This is a genomic window from Rhodococcus quanlei (genome assembly GCF_055231015.1).
In genome coordinates, this window is the sequence record NZ_JBUYWD010000002.1 from 193,855 (window position 1) to 217,900 (window position 24,046).

At 63.8% G+C, this 24,046-nt stretch carries 24 protein-coding genes; 12 read left to right on the top strand and 12 right to left on the bottom strand.

Annotation, left to right across the window (positions count from 1 at the left end):
* The first annotated feature begins 12 nt into the window (after positions 1-12).
* Positions 13-1,452, top strand: coding sequence for a sugar porter family MFS transporter (locus ACZI8Q_RS01680; protein ID WP_463371756.1), 1,440 nt, complete (start codon positions 13-15; stop codon positions 1,450-1,452).
* Here ACZI8Q_RS01680 and dxs read toward each other — a convergent pair whose 3' ends face one another.
* On the bottom strand, positions 1,453-3,411 hold the full coding sequence (gene dxs, locus ACZI8Q_RS01685) for a 1-deoxy-D-xylulose-5-phosphate synthase (protein ID WP_463371792.1): 1,959 nt from the start codon (positions 3,409-3,411) through the stop codon (positions 1,453-1,455).
* Between the two features lie 197 nt (positions 3,412-3,608).
* On the opposite strand from dxs, the gene glsA reads away from it, so the two are divergent.
* From glsA to ACZI8Q_RS01700, 3 genes are all read left to right on the top strand, one after another.
* Positions 3,609-5,426, top strand: a complete 1,818-nt coding sequence (gene glsA / locus ACZI8Q_RS01690) for a glutaminase A (protein WP_463371757.1) — start codon at positions 3,609-3,611, stop codon at positions 5,424-5,426.
* A gap of 73 nt (positions 5,427-5,499) precedes the next feature.
* A complete protein-coding gene (locus ACZI8Q_RS01695) occupies positions 5,500-6,462 on the top strand; it encodes an ATP-binding cassette domain-containing protein (RefSeq protein ID WP_463371758.1) in 963 nt (320 codons plus the stop codon).
* A complete protein-coding gene (locus tag ACZI8Q_RS01700; RefSeq protein ID WP_463371759.1) occupies positions 6,459-7,298 on the top strand; it encodes an ABC transporter permease in 840 nt (279 codons plus the stop codon). The genes ACZI8Q_RS01695 and ACZI8Q_RS01700 overlap by 4 nt, the downstream gene beginning before the upstream one ends.
* 3 nt (positions 7,299-7,301) lie before the next feature.
* On the opposite strand, the gene ACZI8Q_RS01705 is transcribed toward ACZI8Q_RS01700, so the two are convergent.
* The 4 genes from ACZI8Q_RS01705 to ACZI8Q_RS01720 form a co-directional block, all read right to left on the bottom strand.
* Positions 7,302-8,903, bottom strand: coding sequence for an MDR family MFS transporter (locus ACZI8Q_RS01705; RefSeq protein ID WP_463371760.1), 1,602 nt, complete (start codon positions 8,901-8,903; stop codon positions 7,302-7,304).
* Positions 8,904-8,909: 6 nt separating this feature from the next.
* Positions 8,910-9,386: a MarR family winged helix-turn-helix transcriptional regulator gene (locus ACZI8Q_RS01710; RefSeq protein ID WP_463371761.1), complete on the bottom strand. Its 477-nt coding sequence runs from the start codon at positions 9,384-9,386 to the stop codon at positions 8,910-8,912.
* Between the two features lie 99 nt (positions 9,387-9,485).
* Positions 9,486-10,754 carry a class I SAM-dependent RNA methyltransferase gene (locus ACZI8Q_RS01715; RefSeq protein ID WP_463371762.1) on the bottom strand — a complete coding sequence of 423 codons (1,269 nt, stop codon included), beginning with the start codon at positions 10,752-10,754 and terminating at the stop codon, positions 9,486-9,488.
* 12 nt (positions 10,755-10,766) lie between these two features.
* A complete protein-coding gene (locus ACZI8Q_RS01720) occupies positions 10,767-12,761 on the bottom strand; it encodes an APC family permease (protein ID WP_463371763.1) in 1,995 nt (664 codons plus the stop codon).
* Between the two features lie 139 nt (positions 12,762-12,900).
* On the opposite strand from ACZI8Q_RS01720, the gene ACZI8Q_RS01725 reads away from it, so the two are divergent.
* Both ACZI8Q_RS01725 and ACZI8Q_RS01730 read left to right on the top strand, forming a co-directional pair.
* Positions 12,901-13,566, top strand: a complete 666-nt coding sequence (locus ACZI8Q_RS01725; protein ID WP_463371793.1) for a potassium channel family protein — start codon at positions 12,901-12,903, stop codon at positions 13,564-13,566.
* A gap of 56 nt (positions 13,567-13,622) precedes the next feature.
* Positions 13,623-14,282 carry a potassium channel family protein gene (locus ACZI8Q_RS01730; protein WP_463371764.1) on the top strand — a complete coding sequence of 220 codons (660 nt, stop codon included), beginning with the start codon at positions 13,623-13,625 and terminating at the stop codon, positions 14,280-14,282.
* On the opposite strand, the gene ACZI8Q_RS01735 is transcribed toward ACZI8Q_RS01730, so the two are convergent.
* Both ACZI8Q_RS01735 and ACZI8Q_RS01740 read right to left on the bottom strand, forming a co-directional pair.
* A complete protein-coding gene (locus ACZI8Q_RS01735; RefSeq protein ID WP_463371765.1) occupies positions 14,256-14,954 on the bottom strand; it encodes a DUF3159 domain-containing protein in 699 nt (232 codons plus the stop codon). The two genes, ACZI8Q_RS01730 and ACZI8Q_RS01735, sit on opposite strands and share 27 nt — an antisense overlap.
* 25 nt (positions 14,955-14,979) lie before the next feature.
* The gene (locus tag ACZI8Q_RS01740; protein ID WP_463371766.1) at positions 14,980-15,357 is read right to left on the bottom strand and encodes an OB-fold nucleic acid binding domain-containing protein; all 378 of its coding nucleotides are present in this window, start codon (positions 15,355-15,357) and stop codon (positions 14,980-14,982) included.
* Positions 15,358-15,519: 162 nt separating this feature from the next.
* On the opposite strand from ACZI8Q_RS01740, the gene ACZI8Q_RS01745 reads away from it, so the two are divergent.
* A complete protein-coding gene (locus ACZI8Q_RS01745; protein ID WP_463371767.1) occupies positions 15,520-16,248 on the top strand; it encodes an alpha/beta hydrolase in 729 nt (242 codons plus the stop codon).
* 4 nt (positions 16,249-16,252) lie between these two features.
* Here the strand turns inward: ACZI8Q_RS01745 and ACZI8Q_RS01750 are convergent, their stop codons facing one another.
* Positions 16,253-17,125: a DUF3710 domain-containing protein gene (locus ACZI8Q_RS01750; protein WP_463371768.1), complete on the bottom strand. Its 873-nt coding sequence runs from the start codon at positions 17,123-17,125 to the stop codon at positions 16,253-16,255.
* A gap of 2 nt (positions 17,126-17,127) precedes the next feature.
* On the bottom strand, positions 17,128-17,601 hold the full coding sequence (gene dut / locus ACZI8Q_RS01755) for a dUTP diphosphatase (RefSeq protein WP_463371794.1): 474 nt from the start codon (positions 17,599-17,601) through the stop codon (positions 17,128-17,130).
* Positions 17,602-17,734: 133 nt separating this feature from the next.
* Between dut and ACZI8Q_RS01760 the strand changes: the two genes are divergently transcribed.
* A complete protein-coding gene (locus ACZI8Q_RS01760) occupies positions 17,735-18,220 on the top strand; it encodes a DUF3093 domain-containing protein (protein WP_463371795.1) in 486 nt (161 codons plus the stop codon).
* Between the two features lie 30 nt (positions 18,221-18,250).
* On the opposite strand, the gene ACZI8Q_RS01765 is transcribed toward ACZI8Q_RS01760, so the two are convergent.
* Positions 18,251-18,553, bottom strand: a complete 303-nt coding sequence (locus ACZI8Q_RS01765; RefSeq protein ID WP_463371769.1) for a DUF4193 domain-containing protein — start codon at positions 18,551-18,553, stop codon at positions 18,251-18,253.
* Positions 18,554-19,035: 482 nt separating this feature from the next.
* On the opposite strand from ACZI8Q_RS01765, the gene cei reads away from it, so the two are divergent.
* Positions 19,036-19,719 carry an envelope integrity protein Cei gene (gene cei / locus ACZI8Q_RS01770; RefSeq protein WP_463371770.1) on the top strand — a complete coding sequence of 228 codons (684 nt, stop codon included), beginning with the start codon at positions 19,036-19,038 and terminating at the stop codon, positions 19,717-19,719.
* 41 nt (positions 19,720-19,760) lie between these two features.
* Here cei and ACZI8Q_RS01775 read toward each other — a convergent pair whose 3' ends face one another.
* Positions 19,761-20,639 (bottom strand): inositol monophosphatase family protein, encoded by an 879-nt coding sequence (locus tag ACZI8Q_RS01775; protein WP_463371796.1) that lies wholly within the window; start codon positions 20,637-20,639, stop codon positions 19,761-19,763.
* A 215-nt stretch (positions 20,640-20,854) separates the two neighbouring features.
* Here ACZI8Q_RS01775 and ppgK point away from each other — a divergent pair, with 215 nt between their 5' ends.
* Positions 20,855-21,607, top strand: coding sequence for a polyphosphate--glucose phosphotransferase (ppgK, locus tag ACZI8Q_RS01780; protein ID WP_463371771.1), 753 nt, complete (start codon positions 20,855-20,857; stop codon positions 21,605-21,607).
* A gap of 121 nt (positions 21,608-21,728) precedes the next feature.
* On the top strand, positions 21,729-23,096 hold the full coding sequence (locus ACZI8Q_RS01785) for an RNA polymerase sigma factor (protein ID WP_463371772.1): 1,368 nt from the start codon (positions 21,729-21,731) through the stop codon (positions 23,094-23,096).
* A gap of 59 nt (positions 23,097-23,155) precedes the next feature.
* Here ACZI8Q_RS01785 and ACZI8Q_RS01790 read toward each other — a convergent pair whose 3' ends face one another.
* A complete protein-coding gene (locus ACZI8Q_RS01790) occupies positions 23,156-23,521 on the bottom strand; it encodes a DUF952 domain-containing protein (RefSeq protein WP_463371773.1) in 366 nt (121 codons plus the stop codon).
* A 230-nt stretch (positions 23,522-23,751) separates the two neighbouring features.
* Here ACZI8Q_RS01790 and ACZI8Q_RS01795 point away from each other — a divergent pair, with 230 nt between their 5' ends.
* On the top strand, positions 23,752-23,946 hold the full coding sequence (locus tag ACZI8Q_RS01795) for a DUF7455 domain-containing protein (protein WP_463371774.1): 195 nt from the start codon (positions 23,752-23,754) through the stop codon (positions 23,944-23,946).
* The last annotated feature ends 100 nt before the right edge of the window (positions 23,947-24,046 follow it).

Here is a 24,046-nt window from a genome sequence, read left to right on the forward strand (position 1 = left end):
TACGGAGACACGATGGCGTTCAGTGAATCACGAGAAATCGGTCCGAGTTCAGCAAACGCCGATGTGGCACACGCGGTCCTCTTCGCGGCCACTGCGGCATTGGGCGGATTCCTCTTCGGGTACGACACCGCCGTCATCAACGGGGCAGTCGGCGCGATCCGCGACCGGTACGACATCGGTGCCGGCGCAACCGGCCTGTCCGTCTCGCTGACATTGGTCGGTGCCGCTGCCGGCGCCTGGCTGGCGGGACGCCTCGCCGACAAGCTGGGACGCATCCGGGTGATGAGGATTGCCGCAGTCCTGTTCATGATCGGGGCGCTCGGGTCCGCATTTCCGTTCGGAATCGTCGATCTCACCCTCTGGAGGGTGGTCGGCGGCATCGCAGTCGGACTCGCGTCCGTCATCGCCCCCGCTTACACCGCAGAGATTTCACCCGCGTCGATGCGAGGGCGGCTCGGATCGATGTACCAACTGGCGATCGTTCTCGGAATCGCGGTGTCGCAACTGGTGAACTATGCACTGTCCGCTGCTGCCGGCGGTGCGAGAAACGACCTGTTCGGCGTCGAAGCATGGCAGTGGATGCTCGCGGTGGCCGCGATCCCCGCCCTCCTCTATCTCGTCATGACAGTGACGATTCCCGAATCACCCCGCTTTCTGGTGGCCAACGATCGCGTACCCGAAGCGCGCCGGATCATCGCAGACCTCGAGGGCGGATCGGACGACGTCGTCACGAAGCGAATGGACGAAATCCGCACATCTCTCGGCGAAGACCGCACCCGTCCCAGTCTGAAGACGCTTTTCTCGAAGCAACTGGGGGTCCGGCCTCTGGTGCTGGTGGGAATCGGGTTGGCGGCCCTTCAACAGTTCGTCGGAATCAACGTGATCTTCTACTACTCCAGCACTCTGTGGCAGTCCGTGGGCTTCGGCGAGGACCGGTCCCTGCTCATCAGCGTGGTGAGTGCCGTCGTCAACATCGTGGGCACGTTGGTGGCAATTGCCGTGATCGACCGAATCGGTCGTCGACCACTCCTGTTGATCGGTTCGGTCGGCATGGCGATCTCACTGGGCACTGCCGCCGTGTGCTTCCATTCGGCCGAGATCACCCGAAACGCCGAGGGCGAATCGGTGGCGACACTCTCCGGTACCAACGGCACCATTGCCCTGATCGCCGCCAACGCGTTCGTCTTCTTCTTCGCCCTGTCGTGGGGCCCTGTGGTGTGGGTCTTGATCAGCGAACTGTTCCCGAACCGCATCCGCGCTGTCGCTGTGGGTGTTGCCACTGCCGCGAACTGGTTGTCGAACTTCGTCGTGTCCGCCACGTTCCCGGCGCTCGCCGACTGGAACTTGTCGCTCACCTACGGCCTCTACGCGGCGATGGCGTTGCTGTCCGTCGGATTCGTGACGAAGTTCGTGAAGGAGACCAAAGGACGCACGCTCGAGGAAGCGGGCTGATCAGCGGCCGGACTTCTCGACTTCGTCCGCGCCGGACTTCTCGACTTCGTCCGCGCGGTCCACCGCTCCCGCATCGGGTGCGCCGATGCCGGCAACCCATCCCGTGATCTGGCGGGCCACGTCCTGTGCTGTGAGCCCGAGTTCTGCGTGAATCTCGGACCGCGACGCGTGATCGAGGAACTGTTGCGGGACTCCGACATCGCGGCACGGAACATCTATTCCTGCAGATCGGAGCGCAGCAGAAACGGTCGAGCCGATACCACCGTGCAGCCCGCTGTCCTCGATCGTCACGACCATCGAGTACTCACGGGACAACTCGACCACTGAGTCCGCGACCGGCAGCACCCAACGGGGGTCCACTACAGTCGCGCAGATTCCCTGCTGCTCGAGACGGTCGGCAGTCGCGAGCGCCAACTCCGCGAACGCGCCGACCGAGACGATCAGAACATCTTTGGCCCCCTCGCTCGCGTCCCGCAGCACGTCCACACCGTCGCCCAGCCTGCGCAGGGCGATCAGATCGCCACACACGGCACCCTTCGGGTACCGGATGGCGGTCGGCCCGTGCTTCACGGCCAAAGCTTCGCCCAGCTCTTCGCGGAGCGTGACGGCATCACGGGGCGCCGCAACTCTCATACCCGGCACGATGCCGAGGAGTGACATGTCCCACATTCCGTTGTGGCTCGCGCCGTCGGAACCGGTGATACCGGAGCGGTCGAGAACGAGCGTGACCGGAAGATCGAGCAGCGCCACGTCCATGAGCAGCTGGTCGAACGCGCGGTTGAGGAAGGTCGAATAGATGGCGACGACGGGATGAAGCCCACCCAGAGCCAGTCCGGCCGCGGAGGTGACTGCGTGCTGTTCTGCAATACCCACGTCGTACAGCCGGTCGGGGAACTTTTCGCCGAACGCGGCCAGCCCTGTCGGACCGGCCATCGCCGCGGTGATCGCGACGACGTCCTTCCGCTCGGCGGCCTGCTCGATGAGTTCCGCCGTGAACACCGACGTCCAGTCCGGCACCGACACGGTGGTCGCCTTCCCCGTCAGGGGATCGATCACACCCGTTGCATGCATCTGGTCTGCGACATGATTCTCGGCGGGTGCGTAGCCCATGCCTTTCCTGGTCACAGCGTGGACGATGACCGGACCGCCGAATGCTTTCGCCCGCCGCAAGGCGGCCTCCATCGCCACTTCGTCGTGTCCGTCGACCGGCCCGAGATATTTGATACCGAGATCGGTGAACATGACCTGAGGGCTCACCGCATCCTTGAGGCCGGCCTTCATGCCGTGCAGTACCGAGTACGCGGCACGACCCACGCCAGGAAGCTTCTTGACGATGCGGCGCCCCTTGTCGAGCACCCGCTCGTAACCGGGCTGCATGCGCAGCGCAGCCAGGTGGTCTGCCAGCCCGCCGATCGTCGGCGCGTACGAACGCCCGTTGTCGTTGACCACGATCACCACAGAGCGATCACGCCCGGCTGCGATGTTGTTGAGTGCTTCCCAGCACATTCCGCCGGTGAGGGCACCGTCGCCGACGACCGCCACCACGTGCCGGTCCTGACCGGTGAGCTCGAAGGCCTTCGCCAACCCGTCCGCATACGAAATGGCCGCAGAAGCGTGTGACGACTCGACCCAGTCGTGCTCACTTTCCCCGCGGCACGGGTAACCCGACAGGCCGCCCCGCTTGCGCAGCGAATCGAACTCGCCCTTCCGCCCTGTGAGGATCTTGTGCACGTAGGCCTGATGCCCGGTGTCGAAGATGATCGGATCGTTCGGCGAATCGAAGACGCGATGCAATGCCAGCGTCATCTCCACCACGCCCAGATTGGGACCGAGGTGCCCACCGGTGGCCGAGACCTTGTGGACCAGGAATTCGCGGATCTCGCCCGCAAGCTCTTTCATCTCGACAGGACTCAGGCACCGCAGATCGTCAGGCGTCTGGACTCGGGCAAGAACACCCAACGAGATCGCTCCCTCCGTGATTTCGGACAAACCGTGCATCGAACGAACCATGCTTCGAGCAACCGGTGCGGTTTCGAGGCGAACCGACCCGACCAGTCTACGGAGCGATCGGATCGAACGTCACACCGTATGGACATAGACACATGACAGACCCTCGTTACACACCCGACAGGAGAACCGACCTCTACGGTTGAACCATGGTCGATGTGGTGAGCGCCTTGATCCGGAAAGTCTTCGACGAAACACGTCACGATCTGAGCGGACAGGTCGCCGACTACATACCCGAGCTGGCTGCGGTACTCCCCGACTCCTTCGGAATCTGTGTCGCGACCGTGGACGGACACATCTACGAGATCGGTGACACCGACGTCCCCTTCACGATCCAGTCGATCTCGAAGCCGTTCACGTACGCCCTCGCACTCCAGGAACGAGGCATCCCCGCAGTGTCCGAGAAGATCGATGTCGAACCGTCGGGCGAGCCGTTCAACGAGATCAGCCTCGACCCGGACACGGAACGTCCACGCAACCCGATGATCAACGCCGGCGCCATCACAGCGGCCTCGTTGATCCCCGGCAACGACGTCGCCACCCGTTTCGACAAGATTCGAGCGGCATACTCCGCGTACGCCGGACGCGACCTCGCGTTCAACGACGCCGTCTACCGGTCCGAGGCCCGAACCGGCCATCGTAACCGGGCGATCGGGCACATGCTGCGGTCCGTCGACATCGTCACGGACAGTCCGAACGACGTCGTCGACCTGTATTTTCGGCAGTGCTCCCTCGATGTCACGTGTCGAGACTCGAGCGTCATGGCGGCCACCCTTGCGAACAACGGCACGAATCCGGTGACCGGCGAGCAGGCGCTGGAGCCGGAGCTCGTGGAACACGTCCTCAGCGTGATGGCCACGTGCGGGATGTACGACTCCGCGGGCGAATGGTTGACAGACGTCGGACTACCGGCCAAGAGTGGCGTGGGCGGCGGCGTTCTGGCAGTCCTTCCCGGCCAGATCGGTATCGCAGTCTTCTCACCGCGCCTCGACCCGCACGGAAACAGTGTGCGTGGAACAGCAGCATGCGTGGCGCTGTCCAAGGAACTCGAACTCCACTTCCTGCACGTGCCACGCGCCGCGCGGGCTGCCGTCCGCGCGGCATACAGCGTCTCCGAGGCACCCTCTCGCCTGCGGCGTTCCAAAGCCGAGCGCGAGGTCCTCGACGAGGTAGCCAAGAACAGCCGCGTGTACGAACTGCACGGCGACCTGCTGTTCGCAGGTGCCGAAACTGCGGTGCGCGAGATCGGCGCCATCGAGGACGGCGTCGAAGTCGTTGTCATCGACGTCAGGAAAGTGGACGAGGTCAGCAACGTTGCCCGCCGGATGCTGGAAATGCTGCGCAGCGATCTGTCGGATCACAGCTGCGCGGTCGCGCTCGTCGACCCGTCCGGGCTCCTGGGGAACGCGCAATCCGACCTCTCCGGGAGACACGGCAGGGTGTTCGTCGACCTCGATTCCGCGCTGCAGTGGTGCGAAGATGTCCTCCTCGAAATGCATTGCCCGACTTTCGGTTCGTCGGCTTCGGTCGAATTGCACGAGCACCCGGTACTCGAAGAGTTGACAGCTGCCGAACTCGAGCAGATCACCGACAGCCTCGCGATCCGGGAATTCGGGCGCGACGAGTACATCGTGCGCCGTGGGGACCAGGCAGTCGGCCTATTCCTCATACTCAGCGGTCGGGTCAGTTCCGTGTTGCCCGACTCCACCGGAGTCACTCACAGAATCATGACGCTCTCTCCCGGAATGACTTTCGGCGAGATGACTCTGCTTCTCGAAACTCGGTTCCTGAACGACTTCCGCGCCGACACTCCTGTCACAGCGGCGGTCCTGACGCGCGACGAGTATGCGAATCTCGCGACGCGCAGTCCCGACCTCAAACTCGCTCTCATCGAGCGTATCGCCGCCGGCGCATACGAGCAGATGGAGCTCACCATGCGCACGTTGGTCCAGGCCGGAGCTCGCTGAAATCACTTGCTCGCTGCCGCGGAGTCGGTCATTCTTGAACCGGCAGCGACCCGGTAGATCGGAAGCAGGCATTATGCGCACAGACGCGTCCTTGGCGATTCGAACCCACCAACTGGTCAAACGATTCGGTAGCACACTTGCCGTGGACGGACTCGATCTCGAAGTGCCGAGCGGTGGCGTCTACGGCGTACTCGGCCCCAACGGTGCCGGCAAGACCACAGCGATTCGGATGCTGGCAACGCTGCTGCCGCCCGATGGCGGGTCCGCAACCGTACTCGGCCACGACGTGGCTGCCGACCCTGATGCCGTGCGCGGAAAGGTGGCGCTGACCGGACAGTTCGCTTCGTTGGACGAGGATCTGACTGGAACGGAGAACTTGCAGCTTCTGGGTCGCCTCTACGGGTACTCGCGCGCCGCGGCATGCGGCCGCTCGGATCAACTGCTGGCGGCGTTCGGGCTCGACGATGCCCGTAACCGTCAGGTGAAGAATTTTTCGGGTGGCATGCGCCGCCGACTCGACATCGCTGCGAGCATCATCGTGACGCCGGAACTGATCTTCCTGGACGAGCCGACCACCGGGCTCGATCCACGTAGCCGCAACCAGGTGTGGGAGATCGTCCGATCGCTCGTCGCCGGCGGCACCACCGTTCTGCTGACGACGCAGTACCTCGACGAGGCCGACCAGCTGGCCGATCGTGTCGCGGTCATCGACAAAGGCCGGACCATTGCCGAAGGCACGCCGGGCGAACTCAAGGCCTCGGTCGGCGCGGGTTCACTGCATGTGCGCGTGCCAGATGCGGCAGTGCGTTCCGATGCGGCGCTCGTGCTCCGACAGGTGCTCGGTGTTCCGGTCATCGAAGAATCGGACCCTACCGCTCTCACTGCACGGATCGAGGACACAGCGAAGGTGAGCCGCGCCCTACCGGCACTCGACGAGGCCGGCATCTCGATCAGCACCTTCGCACTGGGACAACCCAGCCTCGACGAGGTGTTTCTCTCCCTGACCGGACAACCCACCGAGAAGAAGGACGCATGAGTACCACCGCAGACCGGACGGAGGATCCGGCACCCGCCGTCGCCGATGTGCTGCACTTGCCGGGACCGCGCCCCTCGCGGCCGTCTGCACTGTCGACCTCGTTGTCGTTCGGGTGGCGTGCACTGTTGAAGATCAAGCACGTACCCGAGCAATTGTTCGACGTGACGATGTTTCCGATCATGTTCACCCTCATGTTCACGTATCTGTTCGGGGGCGCACTGGCAGGCTCGACTGATGCGTACATCCAGTTCCTCCTCCCCGGAATTCTTGTGCAAACCGTGGTGATGATCACCATGTACACGGGCCTCACGCTGAACAAGGACATCGAGAAGGGCGTTTTCGATCGGTTTCGGTCGCTGCCGATCTGGCGACCGTCACCGCTCGTGGGTGCACTGTTCGGCGATGTCGTCCGTTATACGATCGCGTCGATCATCGTGCTGATCTTGGGCCTGATCATCGGGTTCCGCCCCTCTGGTGGCCCGGTCGGAGTAGTTGTGTCGATCGCCCTGCTGCTGTTGTTCTCGTTCAGCCTGTCGTGGGTCTGGACGATGTTCGCAATGCTCATGCGCACCGAGCAGGCCGTCATGGGTGTGTCGATGTTCATCTTGTTTCCGCTCACGTTCGCCAGCAACATCTTCGTCGATCCCGCCACGATGCCCGGGTGGCTGCAGGCCTTCGTCGACGTGAATCCGATCAGCAATCTGGTGACCACGATCCGAGGTCTGATGGACGGCGTCATCGACTCCGATCAGCTGATGCTGGTGCTCGTGTGGTGCGCAGGATTCATCCTGATCTTCGGCCCCCTCACCATGCGGTTGTACAACCGAAAGTCGTGACCTCTACTTCCCTGGTTCGATCGGCGTCTGCGCATCGGCCGATGGAGCCTTCTCGATGTCGATCGTCGTGCGGAGCGGGCGATTCGGAATGAGGAGTACGGCGACCAAAGTGACGAGCGCAGCCAGCGCGGCAACGAAGAAGATTCGGCCGGTGGCATCGCCGTAGCTGAAGCGCACTACCTCGGCAACGGGCCCGGGAAGGGCCTCGAGGTCAAGGCTGCCGCCCCCGGACTCGCTGGGGTCGATGCCGAGTTCGGCGAAACCCCGAGCGGACAGTTCGGTGACACGCGTCGCGAGAATCGACCCCAGTACCGAGACGCCGATTGCGCCACCGAAGGTGCGGAAGAACGCCACGACACTGCTGGCTGCCCCGACATCGGAGACACTCACCGTGTTCTGTACGGCCAAGACCAGATTCTGCATCAACATGCCGGTGCCGAGTCCCACTATCGCGATGAACACACCCACCAAGGCCAGATTCGTTGCGTGATCGACCGTCGACAGCAGTCCGAATCCGCCAACCAGGAGAATCGCACCGGCGATGATGAACGGCTTCCACTTTCCGAATTTGGAGATCAACTGCCCGGACACCACAGACGCGATCAGCATGCCCGCCACCATCGGAATAGTGAGGAGACCCGCGGAGGTCGGAGTGTGACCGCGAGCCGTCTGGAAGTACTGAGTGAGGAAGGTCGTAGCACCGAACAGTCCGATGCCCACCGAGATCGATGCGATGATCGCGAGGCCGGTGGTGCGTTCGGTGACGATATTCAGCGGCATGATGGGTGCTTTCGCCTTGGATTCGACGAGCACGGTCAACAGGAGCAGAACGACTCCTGCGCCGACCAACATGGCGGTTTCTTTGGAAGCCCACGCGTAGTAGTCGGCTTTCCCCGCGAACGACACCCAGATCAGGAGGATGCTGACACCAGCGGTGAGCAGCAGGGCTCCGAGCCAGTCGATGGAGATATCCTTCTTGCGCACGGTCGGCAGGTGCAGAGTGCGCTGCAACAGGACCAGTGCGATCACCGCGAGTGGGACGCAGACGTAGAAGGTCCAACGCCAACCGAGACTGTCTACGATGATCCCGCCCAGAATCGGCCCACCCGACATGGAAACGGCCATGGCCGCACCCGTATACCCCTGGTATCGACCACGGTCACGTGGCGGGATGATGCTGCCGATGATGGCGACGACGAGGGCCGTCAGGCCACCCATGCCGATGCCCTGGATCACGCGCGCGAACAGCAGCAGCGACACGTTGTGCGACAGTCCGGCGAGCATCGAACCGACAACGAAGATCACGATCGCGGTTTGCACCAACGTCTTCTTGTTGAACAGGTCGGCAAGCTTGCCCCAGATCGGCGTCGACGCTGCGGTCGCCAGCAACGTGCTGGTGATGATCCACGCGTACTGCGTCTGGGTGCCCTGGAGGTCACCGATGATCGTCGGCAGGGCGGTGGCAACGATGGTCGTGCTCAGGAGGGCCGTGAAGAGTGCCGCGATCAATCCTGTGAGGGCTTCGAGGATCTCGCGGTGACTCATTGCGCCGGCCTCTCCGGCCACCGCGTCCTCGTTGGGATTCTGTCCAGTGGACACTGACATGAGCGGTTATCTCCCGAGATCTGTGTGGTGTGCGAACTCACGTGGATGCTGAGCGGCGCTGAAGGTTTCGTTGAGTCGGTTGACCGCATCCACGGCCGCTTTCGCGTCGTCTTGCGACCAGCCTTCGAGCATCTCGCGCAGACGCGCTGCGCGACGTTCTTTGGTTGCCCGGAGGACTTCGGTCCCCGTGGCTGACACCCGCACTCTGGACGCACGTCTGTCTTCCGGGTCCGTTTCCCGGATGACGTATCCGCATTCGACGAGTTCGGAGATCTGCCTACTGAGCGACGATTGACTCACGAACAACTCCGATGCCAGTTCGTTTTGCCGGCACTCCCCCCTGCGCGCGAGAACGACGAGCACGCCGATCAGCGCAGAGGGCAACACTGCACCCCCCTCGTGAACAAGGAGGCTCCGCAACGATCGACCCAACATGAACACGGCGTCGACGAGCGCTTGGGTTGTATCTGGCTGAACGGACAACGCGACTCCCTGCCGGGCATATAAGTACTTGCAGCAAGCAACTATATACCTAGTTGCATTCGCTAAGCAATTATTTTGCAGCGTCGGAGGCGCAGGGAATCAACGGGTGAGCAGAGCCATGCATTCGACGTGATGCGTCAAGGGGAACGCGTCGAATGCCCGCACTTCCTCGACTTCGTATCCGCACTCACGGTAGAGCGCCAGGTCACGGGCGAACGACGCCGGATCGCAGCCGACGTGGACGACCCGGGGAACATCCGATGCAGAAACTGTGTGCACCACTTCTCGTCCGGCGCCGGCCCTCGGCGGGTCCAGAACCGCCACAGTCGCGCCTGTCCGCAACTCGCCGAGCACTCGCTCCACTCGCCCGGCGCGGAAACGAACCTGCGTGAGGCCGCTCAGCGATGCGCGGCCGTCGACGACTGCACCGTCCGAGTACTCGACCGACTCCACCAGACCGTCGACACCGACGCGATCCGCAAGCGCGGAGGCGAACACTCCCACGCCCCCGTACAGGTCCCAGGCAACGTCGCCGGACGACACTCGCGCCCATTCCGTCACCAGATCGGAGTACGTGCCCGCCGCGCCGCGGTGCGCCTGCCAGAAACCGGTCGCCGACAGTGTCCATGCCCGGTCGCCGACGTACTCGACCGGACGCCCCGTCCCCGAGACCACCCGCTCCCCACGCGGTCCGCCACGGGCTGCCCGGCGTGCCATGGCACCGCGCCGCCCGCCGCTCGACCTGCCGGCCTTCGACATCTTCGGTGGCGCGATCTCGACGACGTGCCGGTCTCCGGCAGAATCCATCACGACTGCCACCTCGGCTCCGGGACGAAAGTCCATGCCCCTCAATCCGACGTACGCCTCCGCCGCCATCTGCGGGCACGAAAGGTCGGTCACGATCTCGGCACTGCGATGGCGGTGGAAGCCCGGCCGTCCGTCGGCGTCCACCGCGAGCCGAACGCGGGTACGCCATCCACTCCCGTTTCCGGTCCCCGGCAACTCCTCGACCGCGACCGTTCGCTCGACACTCCCGATCCTGCTGAGCAGTTCCTCGACGACAGCCGACTTCATCGCTCGTTGCGCGGGTAGTGAAGCGTGGGAGTAATCGCAGCATCCGGCTCCGTGTGGTCCTGATTGCGGACACAGTGGTGGCACCCGATCAGCCGAGGCGGAGACGATCTCGACGGCGTCGGCGCGGCAGAACGAGGCTCCGCGATCCTCGGTCACTCGGGCGAGCACCCGCTCGCCGGGAAGCCCGTGCCGGACGAACACGACACGGCCTTCGTGACGGCCGACGACGAAGCCCCCGTGTCCGGGCTTGCCGAGATCGATCTCGAACGTCTCCCCCAGCCAGTTCTCACTCACCGTACTTTCGCCTCACATATCGTTCGCGTCGTACCCGCGACGGGTGGATCCCGCAGTGTGATCGACAGTCAACGGTTTGGTCTTCTCCGACGAACTCAACTGCCACGGAACGCTCGTCACCATCACCCCTGGTTGGAACAGCAGGCGACTCTTGAGACGCAGCGCGCTCTGGTTGTGCAGGATCTGTTCCCACCAATGCCCGACGACGTATTCCGGAATGAAGACGGTCACCACGTCCCGCGGCGAGTCACGACGCACTCGGCGCACGTAATCGAGGACTGGTTTGGTGATCTCACGATACGGCGACTCCACAACCTTCAATGGCACGGTGACATCGCTCTTCTCCCAGGCACGCACCAACTCTCGGGTATCGGGCTCGTCGACGTTCACGGTGATGGCCTCGAGCGTGTCCGGTCGCGTGGCCCGCGCATACGCGAGTGCCCGCAGGGTGGGCATGTGCAGCTTGGAGACGAGAACGATCGAATGAGTGCGGGACGGCAATACCCCGTCCCATTCCGCTTTCTCGAGTTCGGCGGCAACGCTGTCGTAATGCTTGCGAATCAGTTTCATCACCGCGAAGATCGTGATCATCGCCACGATCGCGATCCACGCCCCCGCAGCGAACTTGGTGACGAGCACGATGATCAATACCGCTCCGGTCATTCCCAACCCTATGGAGTTGATGATTCGTGAACGTGTCATCTTCCATCGCTGATCCGGGTCAGTCTCCGATTTCAAGTGTCGGGTCCAGTGTTTGATCATGCCTGTCTGACTGAGCACGAAGGAGACGAACACCCCCACGATGTAGAGCTGAATCAGGTGGGTCACCTCGGCACCGAAGATCACCACGAAGGCGATTGCCGCACCCGCCAGGAACAGAATCCCGTTGCTGAAGGCAAGTCGGTCACCACGCGTGTGCAATTGGCGTGGCAGGAAACGGTCCTGCGCCAACACGGAAGCCAGGACCGGGAAACCGTTGAACGCAGTATTCGCCGCGAGGACGAGAATCAGCGCAGTCACCACGGTGATGAAGTACAACCCGGCCGGAAATCCACCGAACACCGTCTCCGCCAGCTGCGCGATCAGAGTTTTCTGCTGATAGCCCTCCGGGGTGTTCGACAGCTGCGACTGCGGATCGTACGCATACTTGATCCCCACTTTCTGGGCCAACATGATGATGCCCATCAGCAGAACGATCGCCAACGCACCCAGCATGAGTAGCGTCGTTGCCGCGTTCTTCGATTTGGGCTTACGGAATGCGGGAACTCCGTTGCTGACTGCTTCGACGCCCGTGAGTGCGGCACACCCCGACGAGAACGCGCGCGCGATCAGGAAGGCGAACGCGATTCCGTACAGATGCGTATCTTCCGCGTGCAGTTCGAAGCTCGCGGACTCGGCCTGCAGGTTTTCTCCCTGGACGTAGATGCGGAAGAAGCCCCAGCCGAGCATCACCGCCATGCCACCGATGAATGCGTACGTGGGCGCCGCGAATGCCGCCCCCGACTCGCGGATTCCCCGCAGATTCACAGCCGCGAGCAGCGCGATCGCCACGACCGCAAACAGCACTTTGTGATGGGCCACGAACGGTATCGCCGATCCGATGTTGGATGCGGCAGCCGAAATCGACACGGCCACCGTCAACACATAATCGACCATCAACGCGCTGCCCACCGTAAGGCCGGCCGACTGGCCGAGGTTGACTGTGGCAACCTCGTAGTCGCCGCCGCCGGACGGATACGCATGTACATTCTGCCGATAGCTGGCGACGACCACGATCATCACCGCAGCGACAGCCAGCCCCACCCACGGCGCGTAGACAAATGCCGAGATCCCCGCCACCGACAACACGAGAAAGATCTCCTCGGGCGCATAGGCCACCGACGAAATCGCATCGGACGCGAAGACCGGTAGTGCAATCCGCTTGGGCAGCAGCCGCTGCCCAAGCGTGTCGCTCCGGAACGGTCTGCCCAGTAATAGCCGCTTTGTGGCGGTCGAGAGCTTGGACACCGACAAAGCGTATCCGTCTCCTTGCCGAACAACTCGACGGGCGACGGAATGTCGCCTTCACGGCCGGACCATGCTTGTCCTTTCCCTTCGGGCCGGTAGCGTTCTTCCCGGTATCGCCCATCGAGAATGGAGTGCACAGGTGTATGTGGTGATCATGGGATGCGGGCGGGTCGGCGCAGCCCTGGCGAGCGCGCTGACGCGGATCGGGCACGAGGTCGCGGTCATCGACCGCGATGCCGGTTCGTTCTTGCGTCTCGACGCCGACTTCTCCGGGAAGAAAGTCGTCGGCATGGGATTCGACAGAGATGTTCTGGTCAAGGCCGACATCGAGCGGGCAGATGCGTTCGCGGCTGTCTCGTCCGGAGACAATTCGAACATCATCGCCGCCCGCGTGGCACGAGAGACGTTCGGCGTGGAGCGAGTGGTCGCGCGGATCTACGATGCGAAGCGAGCCGCAGTGTACGAGCGACTCGGAATCCCCACCGTCGCAACCGTGCCGTGGTCGACGGACAGATTCCTGAACACCCTCACGCGCGACAGCCAGACCGCCAAGTGGCGGGACCCTTCCGGGACCGTTGCCGTGGCCGAACTGGATCTCCACGAAGAGTGGGCAGGCAAGCCCGTCACCGCACTCGAGTCGGCTACCGCATCGCGTGTCGCCTTCATCATCCGATTCGGCTCCGGCGTACTCCCCGATCGCAAGACGGTCATCCAGGCCGATGATCAGGTATACATCGCGGCCGTGTCCGGGACGGTGGCAGAAGCACTGGCGTTGGCGAGTAATCCTCCGCCGAGCGACGACTGAACCGGACGAACACCCACCTTCCACCCCACCTACCGAACTGCAGGGGGAACGATCCCATGAGAGTTGCGATCGCCGGAGCCGGTGCCGTCGGCCGTTCCATAGCGCGCGAACTCGTCCGTAGTGACCACGAGATCATGTTGATCGAGCGCAAACTCGAACATGTAGAACAGGAATCCGTACCCGAAGCGCACTGGGTCCACGCAGATGCTTGTGAACTGACCAATCTCGAGGACGCCGAGCTTCAGACGTACGAGGTGGTGATTGCCGCCACCGGCGACGACAAGGCGAATCTGGTGCTCAGCCTTCTCGCCAAAACCGAGTTCGGCGTACGGCGAGTCGTCGCGCGCGTCAACGACCCCCGCAACGAATGGCTGTTCGACGAATCGTGGGGCGTCGACGTGGCAGTGTCGACACCCCGGATGTTGGCCTCCCTGGTCGAGGAGGCGGTGTCGGTCGGCGATCTCGTTCGACTGATGACGCTGCGGCAAGGCCAGGCGAATCTCGTAGAGGTGACCCTCCCCGACAACACGGGGCTGGCAGGAAAACCCGTTCGGAAACTGAGCCTCCCCCGAGACGTTGCCCTCGTGACGATCCTGCGCGGCGGCCGGGTGATCGTGCCTCAGCAGGACGACCCTCTGGAAGGCGGTGACGAACTGTTGTTCGTTGCATCCGTCGAGGTCGAGGACGAACTACGCGCCGCCGTCGGCCTTGCCTGACACTCCCTCGGTTTCGGTGGCGCTCTCGGTGCCGTTATCGGCGTCGGCATCGGCGTGGTCGACCGTATGCGGAGCAGTGATTCGGTCCGCGCGCCGCACCGCCCACACCGTGACCAGAAATGCCGCACCTGCGAGGGGCCAGCCCATCGCGATCCGAGCGAAGGCCAGCCAGCCCGTCAGATCCGAGTCGTAGAGTTGGGATTGCACCACGTACCGCGCCGCGAACACCACGGCCCAGGCGGCAGTGGCGATGTCGTACGCACGGACGGCACCGCGATGTTGCCGCCACGCATTGCCGTGACCGTTGAGAAAGCCCCAGATGACGCCCACCAGCGGCCATCGAACCAACATCGACACGAGAAACACGCCACCGTAGAGCAGGCTCATGTAGATGCCGTACAAGAAGTAGCCTTTGGCGTCACCGGTGCGGTAGGCGATGAACGCGGAGATGCCGACCCCGAAGAATCCGGAGATCGCGGGTTGAATCGGTTCCCGCCGGATCAGTCGCCACGCCAGGATCGCCCCGGCCACGCCGAGCGCGGCCCAAATGGCGACGGTCAGATTCCAGATGCTGTTGACCGGCACGAACACCAGGATGGGGAGCGTGGAATAGGCGAGCCCGCTCAACCCACCCATCTGTTCGAGGATCGATTCGTTCTTCTTTTCGGTCACCCATAAAGGGTGCCACACATCGAGGCTACGACTCTTCGCGCAGCTCGTAGTAGGGGTTGAAGATCGTTTTGCGGCCACCGCGGTCACCGATGCGGCCGCGCACGAGAAGCGTCTTTCCGGTCTCGATGCCGGGAATGCGGCGACGGCCTATCCAGACCAACTGCACTTCTTCGGTTCCGTCGAAGAAATCGGCTTCGATGCTGGCATTTCCCGACTTGGGACAGGCTTCGACGCTCCGGAGCCGGCCGACCATCGTCACCTCTTCGCCGCGACTGCAGTCACAGGCGTGCTGGGCGCCCGATGCCTGCGAGGTTTCGACCAGTTCTTCGGCGTCCAGCTCCTCGAGGTCCTCGGTCAACCTGCGAGTGAGCCGACGGAAATATCCTGCCGTGGCGGATGCCATTGCGCGCTCCTGGAGCAAGTGCGGTACGAGTGTTCGCGCCGCGTCGTAGGGGCTTGTCTGATCGCCACTGTAGACCCATTGGTCGCCGACAACCACACTGCCGTGGGCACGATCAACCTCCCCGCGCACACGTGATCTGCAACACCCGGCAAGATCGATTTCGTGTCTACATCGCCGCCTGATATTCCGCCCACGTCGCCCTTGCCGTCCACTGCTGTCGTACTGCCCGGAACAGGCTCGGACTCCGACTTCGTCGCCCGAGCATTCACTCCGTCGCTCGCTGCTGCCGGAGTCCACGTGATCGCCGTCGAACCCGACCCGCTCCGAGTCGTCGAGAGCTACCGCGACGCGATGCGCACCGCGACTGCCCGCTCGGGGGCCATCCTCGTCGGCGGCGTATCCATCGGCGCCGCTGTGGCCCTGAAGTGGGCGTGGCAACACCCGCACACCACCGTCGGTGTGCTCGCGGCACTACCGGCCTGGACGGGCTCACCGCACAATGCTCCGGCCGCGGCGAGCGCCGCGTTCACAGCCGGGCGACTACGTGAACTCGGGCTGGACGCCGTGACCGCTGAGATGACCGAATCGAGCCCGTCGTGGCTCGGAGACGAACTGGCGAAATCCTGGAAGTCACAGTGGCCTCACCTGCCCAGCGCGTTGGACGAAGCCGCCGCTTACTTCGCCCTCGACGCTGCCGAACTGGCGGACGTCGGGGTCCCTGTGGGGATCTCCGCCGCCGTGGACGACGCCGTCCACCCGTTGAGTGTGGCGCAGGAGTGGGCCGCCCGGATTCCCCGAGCGGCTTTGTCCCGCCTGACGCTCGACCAGATAGGTTCCGACCCTTCCACTCTGGGAAGGGCTGCGCTGGACGCACTCACCGACCTGATCTAGCGGATCACCCCAGCTGCTGCATTGCCGAACCGGACTCCCCACGCCGCTGCTGCTGCTGGGGCTGCTGCGGTGGAACTCCCTGCTGTTGAGGCTGCTGCCCCATCTGCGACTGAGGCTGCTGTTGGGCCATCTGTTGCTGTTGCTGGGCTTGCGCCAACTGCTCGGCAAGAGCGTCCGGGAGCACAACCGGCAGCGGAGTCCGCACTGGATGCGGATCGGACCCACGTTTGACGACGGTGTCCTGCAAGATCTCCCGGGCGGCTGCCACCAGCGACGAGTCTGCTGCATTCGACCCGCTGGGTCCGGCCACCACGCAGCGGACCATCCATCGGTATCCGTCGACGCCGATGAATCGTAGGTCGGCGTTGGGGGTCACCGCGAGAATCTCGCGCCCCCACGGACCGTTCTCGATCGTGACGCTTGCATTGTCGCCCCGCAGCGACTCGCCCAGGTCACCGGCAACCTCGCGCCACTGGCCCGGAGATTTCGGGGCCGCATAGGCCGCCACGGTCACCCGGCCGTGCTGCGTCACCACGTGCACCGCCTGAGGGCTTCCGTTCGGTGCCATCTCGACCTGCAACTGCGACCCGGGCGGCATCGGTACGAGCACCGAACCGAGGTCGAGTCGCTGTCCGTTCACTCCCACCGACAGGTCCGCGTCGGGCTCGAAGTCCCCACTGTCGTAAGGACCGGCGTCCGAATCCTCTACGTAGTCGAGATCCTCATGGTCACCATCGGTGTAGTCGGCGTCTGCGTAGCCGCCGTCGGCATAATCACCATCGGCGTAGTGGTCCTCGTCCGAACCCGACTCGTCGCCGAAGAAACCACCCTCGGCGTAACCCTCGTGCGCGTCCTTCTTCTTTCGGCGTCCGAACATGATCACGCTCCTTCTGTGGTGTGTTCGGCAAGACTCGCGTGCCCCCCGCTCGATCCGTATCCCCCGGAACCGCGGGTCGTCTCGTCAAGGAAGTCCACTTCCTCGAAATCAACCAGTTCCACTCGCTGTACGAGGAGTTGGGCGATGCGGTCACCCCGGCGAATGTCGATCGTCTGATCCAGATCGTGATTGATCAGGCACACCTTCACCTCACCCCGATAACCGGCATCGATCGTGCCAGGCGTATTCACCACCGACAGCCCCGACTTTGCCGCGAGACCCGACCTGGGGTGGATGAGGCCCACGGTCCCGACCGGAAGCGCTACCGCGATTCCGGTACCGACCAGCGTGCGCCTGCCCGGCGCGATCGTCACATCGGTAGCGCTGTACAGATCCACGCCCGCGTCACCCTCGTGCGCACGCACAGGTACGGGAAGGCCCGGATCAAGCCGCTGAAGTGGGATGGACTGCACCATGGACGAGTGTCGACCGTCGGGGTGCAGGGAAGTGGTAGATACGTCCGTCACGTGCACCGAGCCTACTCTCAGCTCCACACGGGCGACCTAGGACTATCCTGGGTGAGTGCCACAATCACCGAGCCCCGAAGTCATGCCCACCAGCAGCACCCCGACAACCGTCCATTCCGAGCGGTTGTGGGTGCCGATGTGGTGGTGGCTGCCCGGCTTGTTCGTGGCCGGTTTGCTCGCCGCCGAGATCCATATGGGCGCTCCCGGCCTGCGAGCCTGGCTCCCCTATCTACTGCTGCTGCCACTGCCGATCTGGGGAATGATCTGGTTGTCTCGACTTAGGGTTGAGGTCGTCGACGAAGCAGATGGGCGGCACCTCCATGTCGGCGATGCGCATCTGCCCGTCGACGTCATCGCCCGGGCCGCCGAAGTGCCGGCCTCGGCCAAGAGTGCCGCGCTCGGTCGCCAGCTCGATCCGGCCGCCTTCGTGCAGCACCGAACCTGGGTCAAGACGATGGTCCTCCTCGTGCTCGACGACCCTGACGACCCAACCCCCTACTGGCTCGTCAGCACGCGGCGTCCTGCTGAACTCCTCGCCGCGCTCGGTCACGCACGCCCCCCTGCCTGACGTACTCGTATCGGCTCGCGCCGATCGAAATCAGGCGGCGCAATCCAAGCAGATCGGCTGTCCGCCGGCCTCGCTGGCGAGCCTGCTGCGGTGATGGACCAAGAAGCAGCTCGAGCAGGTGAATTCGTCCGCCTGCTTCGGAACGACCCGAACAGACAACTCCTCGCCGGAAAGATCGGCACCGGGAAGCTCGAACGACTCTGCGGTGTCCGACTCATCGACGTCGACAACAGCAGACTGCGCCTCGTTGCGCCGCGCCTTCAGCTCCTCCAGCGAATCTTCCGAAACCTCGTCCGACTCCGTCCGACGCGGTGCGTCGTAATCAGTAGCCATCTCGTCTTCCCCTCATCTTCTTCCGTGTAACCCGGCCTGCGCGGGCATCGAATCCGTCAGTCGGTCGACTACCCGCACGAAACCGCCTTCGGTGCAGACCACACCCTGTCGCTGCTCAACGCTTCAGCTGCCGAAAAAGTGCCCGAAATCGAATCCGGATACCATGATCTACGCCTCATTCGTCTCGTCGATCCACCCTCGCCGTACACGGTGCCGAACGACTCGGGCCGCCAGACAGTAGCCGAAAGAAGGCCAATTTCGGTAACCGAATCGGCGGATCGCGCAAATTGTCTGCTAATTGTCACCAACAACACAGCAAGCTGTGACATTCCTCATCCGGGTGCGTCTGCGCGCAGTCGGGCACAGGCCCTCTAGGCTGAGTCGCGAATCTGGGCCGCATAGGCTGTGGCCGGACACCGATACGCGATCACACGATTCGGTGCGCACGAATTGCAGGCGCAGCAGGAGAGGTCGAGGCACCCGTGGTTTCACTGATCACCGACGGTAGTTCCACCGATGACCGCGGACGTCCGTTCCGCCGACGCCGATCGATGCCGATCATCGTAGTTCTCGCTGTTCTCGCGTTGTTGGGGACGTTCGTCTGGATCGGTGTGCTGGCCCAGACAGAAGGCACGGCGGCACCGGTCGCGTGCAACGAGCCACCAGCGGACAACCCGAAGGACGACAACCCCGCTCCCGCGCCGCTCGGCGACAAGGTCGACAGCGATGTACTACAAGACGTGGAACCTGCCGCGCTGTCGAATGCACAGGTCCGCGTCTTCAACGCGAACGGCGAATCCGGTCAGGCGACACAAGTCGCCGCACGCTTGAACGACTACGGCTTCGCGAGCGCCCCCGACGTTCAGGCCGGTAACGATCCCGTGTACGTCGACCAGAACATGCAGTGTGTGGGTCAACTCCGGTTCGGACCGAACGGCTTGGCCGCCGCAAGCGCGGTCTGGCTGGTGGCGCCGTGCACGGAACTCATCCAGGACGAACGCACGGATACCACCGTCGACCTGGCGCTCGGCACCTACTTCCGGTCGATTTCACCGAACCCGGACGCCGAGGAAGTGCTGCGTTCTCTCCGAGACACCGCTCCCGGCGCCGACCCTGCCGCACTGGACATCGAACTCCTCGAGGCTGCGCGCACCGCAGCCTGCTGAAACACGTCGGTCGACCAGGTCTGCTCCGAGAAAGTCGCCGATCAGCCTTCCGGGATCGGCTCGAGTGCACCTGCGAGGCCGAGAATCGCATCGAACTCGTCTGCGATACCCGGCGCGGCGGCCACCACGATCTCACCGATATCGCCGTCCGAATCCGCAGCAGGCACCCGAACCCGGGCTCCGGCCTCGGACGCAATGAGTGAACCGGCGGCCCAGTCCCATGGGTTGAGCCCGTGCTCGTAGTGGGCGTCGACGCGCCCGGCCGCCACCATGCACAAGTCGAGTGCAGCCGAACCGATGCGTCGCACATCCCGCACCTGCGGCAGAATCTCGGCGATCAAACGGCCCTGAGTTCGTCGCCGCTCAGTGGCGTACCCGAAACCCGTGGCAAGCAGAGCCATCGATGCACTCGACACCGGATTACATCTCAACGGATGCACGATTCCGAGTGAGTCCGTCAACGATGCTCCCTGCCCTTGTACGGCGTGATAGCAGGTACCCGCGGCGACGTCCGCCACCACGCCTACCACCGACACGCCGTCCACTTGGGCCGCGATGGAAACGGAATAGGCGGGAACTCCGTACAGGAAGTTCACGGTGCCGTCGATCGGATCGACCACCCAGCGCACACCGGCAACCCGTTCCGACGCTCCCCCGCCTTCTTCGCCCAGAAAGGCGTCGTTCGGGCGCAACTGCGCGAGCCGATCACGTATCAAGTGCTCGGTCTCCGTGTCGACAACGGTCACCGGGTCGGTGAGCGTGCTCTTCGACTCGACGGATTCGTTCGCCTCCGCCGACGCGCCTACGCTGCCGAACACCTCTGGACGGCGAGACCGCACGTACCCGGCCGCCTCCCACGCTATGGCGAGCGCCACCTCGAGCAGTTTTTCCGCATCCACCGGATCAGCAACACCCTCCACCACGCCACTTCCGACGGCGTCCGCCGAGACGCTCTCCACATTGTTGCCGACGCTCTCTTGTCCCTTCACCCGTCCATCGCAACACACACATCGCGATCTTCACCACCGATGGAGTTCCCGATTCCCGTCCGCCCACCGGGCACGGTCGAGCGGGCTAGGGTTGCACGCAACAGATCTGCCGCGACGATCCGTTCGAACGACGAGGAGCGCACTACATGACGAAAACAGGCTTCGGGATCGACGTGGGCGGCAGCAGCGTCAAAGGTGGCACCGTCGATCTCACCACCGGTGCGCTGATCGGCGACCGCATCAAGATCGCCACACCGACGCCGTCCACACCCGAGGCCATCGCCGGGATCGTCGCAGAGATCGTCGATCGCGGCGGCTGGCACGGAGACGTCGGAATCACCCTGCCCAGCGTCGTGCGGTCCGGCGTGGCATTCTCCGCCGCCAACGTGGACAAAGGGTGGATCGGCACCGACGCGAAAGCACTGTTCTCCGAGCAACTCGGCGACCGGGACATCGTCGTTCTCAACGACGCCGACGCGGCTGGTATCGCCGAGGATGCGCACGGAGCAGGGCGAGACGTCGACGGTGTCGTCATCCTGCTGACCTTCGGCACAGGAATCGGATCCGCCGTCCTCCACAACGGCGACCTGATGCCCAACACCGAACTGGGTCACCTCGAGGTCGACGGCGAAGAAGCGGAGCACCGCGCCGCGTCGTCGGTCAAAGTCGCGAAGAATCTGGGCTACAAGGCGTGGTCGAGGGAAGTGACGCGAGTTCTCGAGCGAATGGAGGCACTGCTGTGGCCGGACCTCTTCATCGCCGGCGGTGGAATCAGCCGCAAACACGAAAAATGGATTCCGCATCTGACGAATCGAACCGAGGTTGTACCTGCTGCTCTGCTCAACACCGCAGGCATTGTCGGAGCGGCAATGGCAGCAGATAAGGGTATCGCCCCCTAACTATTTCGATTCGGTCGTTACAATGGTGGGGCCCGGCTCCGCGCCGGCGAAACCAACAGACCTCTCCGCCGGATCATCACTCTGGCGTGACGCCGCACGACACCGTCACGAAAGGGCGTACGTGGCAGCCACGGATACACGTCAGTCTGCTGACTCCGCCGAGTCAGTGCCGGATTCACCTACCGCAGGCGCGGTGAACGGTACTGCCCCAGCCGAGAAGGCACCTGCCAAGAAGGCGGCGGCAAAGAAGGCCCCCGCCAAGAAGGCGGCAGCGAAGAAGACGCCGGCCAAGAAGGCAGCCGGCAAGAAGGCTGCTGCAAAGAAATCACCCGCCAAGAAGGCCGCACCCGATGCCGAGGGCGCCGACACCGACATCGAGGACGTGGACGCCAGCGAGAGCGATCTGGCGGCCGCCGCGTCCGATGTCGTGGAAGTTGTTGCCGTCGGTGAGGACGAGGAAGACGGCACGTCCGAGCCCACCGAGAAGGACAAGGCCTCCGGAGACTTCGTCTGGGACGAAGAAGAATCCGAGGCATTGCGTCAGGCACGCAAGGACGCCGAGCTCACCGCCTCCGCCGACTCCGTGCGCGCCTACCTCAAGCAGATCGGCAAGGTCGCGCTCCTCAACGCGGAGGAAGAGGTCGAGCTCGCGAAGCGCATCGAGGCCGGTCTGTACGCCACTCAGCGGATGCAGGAGATCGCGGACGCAGGCGAGAAGCTCCCCGCAGCCCAGCGTCGCGACTACAGCTGGATCTGCCGCGACGGGAACCGCGCCAAGAACCACCTGCTCGAGGCCAACCTCCGTCTCGTGGTGTCGCTGGCCAAGCGCTACACCGGACGCGGTATGGCGTTCCTCGACCTGATCCAGGAAGGAAACCTGGGTCTCATTCGCGCAGTCGAGAAGTTCGATTACACGAAGGGCTACAAGTTCTCGACGTACGCGACGTGGTGGATCCGGCAGGCGATCACCCGCGCCATGGCCGACCAGGCCCGCACCATCCGTATCCCGGTTCACATGGTCGAGGTCATCAACAAGCTGGGCCGCATCCAGCGTGAGCTCCTGCAGGATCTCGGCCGCGAGCCGACTCCCGAAGAGCTGGCGAAGGAAATGGACATCACACCCGAGAAGGTGCTGGAGATCCAGCAGTACGCCCGTGAGCCCATTTCTCTCGACCAAACCATCGGTGACGAGGGCGACAGCCAACTCGGTGACTTCATCGAGGATTCCGAGGCCGTAGTCGCTGTCGACGCCGTGTCCTTCACGCTGCTCCAAGACCAGTTGCAGTCGGTCCTCGAAACACTCTCCGAACGTGAGGCAGGTGTCGTTCGCCTCCGGTTCGGCCTGACCGACGGTCAGCCACGCACGCTCGACGAGATCGGGCAAGTCTATGGCGTCACACGTGAACGTATTCGTCAGATCGAGTCGAAGACCATGTCGAAGCTCCGTCATCCGAGTCGTTCCCAGGTCTTGCGCGACTACCTCGACTAGGAGTCGACCAGCACGTCACCCGTTCGCCCCGCCGATCTGTCGGTGGGGCGAACGTCGTTTCAGGACCAGGCAGGAAACCGGCCGGACGAGTCCGGCCGGTACTCCTCCACCGATGTCACCGCGTCGACCGGCAGCGGGCCGTACAGGTGGGGAAAGCGCATCGAATCGGGGTCACTCGGCACTCCTGGTTCCCAACGCACCGGCGCCCCGAGCCGGTCCGGGTCGAGCCGCAACAGCACGAGATCGGTCCGTCCGGAGAACAACCGATTGGCGGGCAGGTGTACCTGTGACGGCGCGGAAAGGTGCACGAAACCTTCCGTCGCAAACGAGGAAGGGACGCGCGTGCCCGACTCGGCCGCCTCCGCCCACTCCACATCGGAGCAGATGTGCAGAAGGACGGACCGGTCTTCTGTGCGCTGGTTCACACATGCACTGTAGCGGTCCCGGTTCGCTGCGAATCAGCTGTGAGCGAACGCACCTCGTCGCATTTTCGTTTGTACTGCGAGTTTCCATACAGTGGGAACGGAGAGAAACGCCGACGGGAACAACGCGTGAAGCCCGAACGTCTGACAGAGTAGATCTACCGTGCCACCCCGGCACGGCGGACCAAGGCCCCAGGCAACAGGCGAACGCCCAGAGCCAGTACGGAGGAGTCATGCCCGGAACACTGACCACCCCCCAGTTGACTGCAGCCGACCGGTGCGACCGGTGCGGAGCCGGAGCCCGCGTACGCGCGGTTCTTCCCACGGGAGGCGAATTGCTCTTCTGCAATCACCACGCCAACGAGCACGCGGATCGCCTTCGCGAGATGAATGCAACGGTCGTCTCGGACAACGAAGAGCTCGTCTGACAGTCAGCCCGGGTGAACCCGTTCGGGCTCACCGATGAAGTAGGACTCGAACACGAAGCGGGGGGGGGGGGGAGGAGGGGGTGGGGGCCCCCGCGGGGCG

Bases quoted from the DNA above. Each gene is read 5' to 3' on its own strand.
- ACZI8Q_RS01680 (WP_463371756.1), top strand. From the start codon at position 13: ATGGCGTTCAGTGAATCACGAGAAATCGGTCCGAGTTCAGCAAACGCC.
- glsA (WP_463371757.1), top strand. From the start codon at position 3,609: ATGGTCGATGTGGTGAGCGCCTTGATCCGGAAAGTCTTCGACGAAACA.
- ACZI8Q_RS01695 (WP_463371758.1), top strand. From the start codon at position 5,500: ATGCGCACAGACGCGTCCTTGGCGATTCGAACCCACCAACTGGTCAAA.
- ACZI8Q_RS01700 (WP_463371759.1), top strand. From the start codon at position 6,459: ATGAGTACCACCGCAGACCGGACGGAGGATCCGGCACCCGCCGTCGCC.
- ACZI8Q_RS01705 (WP_463371760.1), bottom strand. From the start codon at position 8,903: ATGTCAGTGTCCACTGGACAGAATCCCAACGAGGACGCGGTGGCCGGA.
- ACZI8Q_RS01730 (WP_463371764.1), top strand. From the start codon at position 13,623: ATGAGAGTTGCGATCGCCGGAGCCGGTGCCGTCGGCCGTTCCATAGCG.
- ACZI8Q_RS01740 (WP_463371766.1), bottom strand. From the start codon at position 15,357: ATGGCATCCGCCACGGCAGGATATTTCCGTCGGCTCACTCGCAGGTTG.
- ACZI8Q_RS01750 (WP_463371768.1), bottom strand. From the start codon at position 17,125: ATGTTCGGACGCCGAAAGAAGAAGGACGCGCACGAGGGTTACGCCGAG.
- dut (WP_463371794.1), bottom strand. From the start codon at position 17,601: ATGGTGCAGTCCATCCCACTTCAGCGGCTTGATCCGGGCCTTCCCGTA.
- ACZI8Q_RS01760 (WP_463371795.1), top strand. From the start codon at position 17,735: ATGCCCACCAGCAGCACCCCGACAACCGTCCATTCCGAGCGGTTGTGG.
- ACZI8Q_RS01765 (WP_463371769.1), bottom strand. From the start codon at position 18,553: ATGGCTACTGATTACGACGCACCGCGTCGGACGGAGTCGGACGAGGTT.
- ppgK (WP_463371771.1), top strand. From the start codon at position 20,855: ATGACGAAAACAGGCTTCGGGATCGACGTGGGCGGCAGCAGCGTCAAA.
- ACZI8Q_RS01795 (WP_463371774.1), top strand. From the start codon at position 23,752: ATGCCCGGAACACTGACCACCCCCCAGTTGACTGCAGCCGACCGGTGC.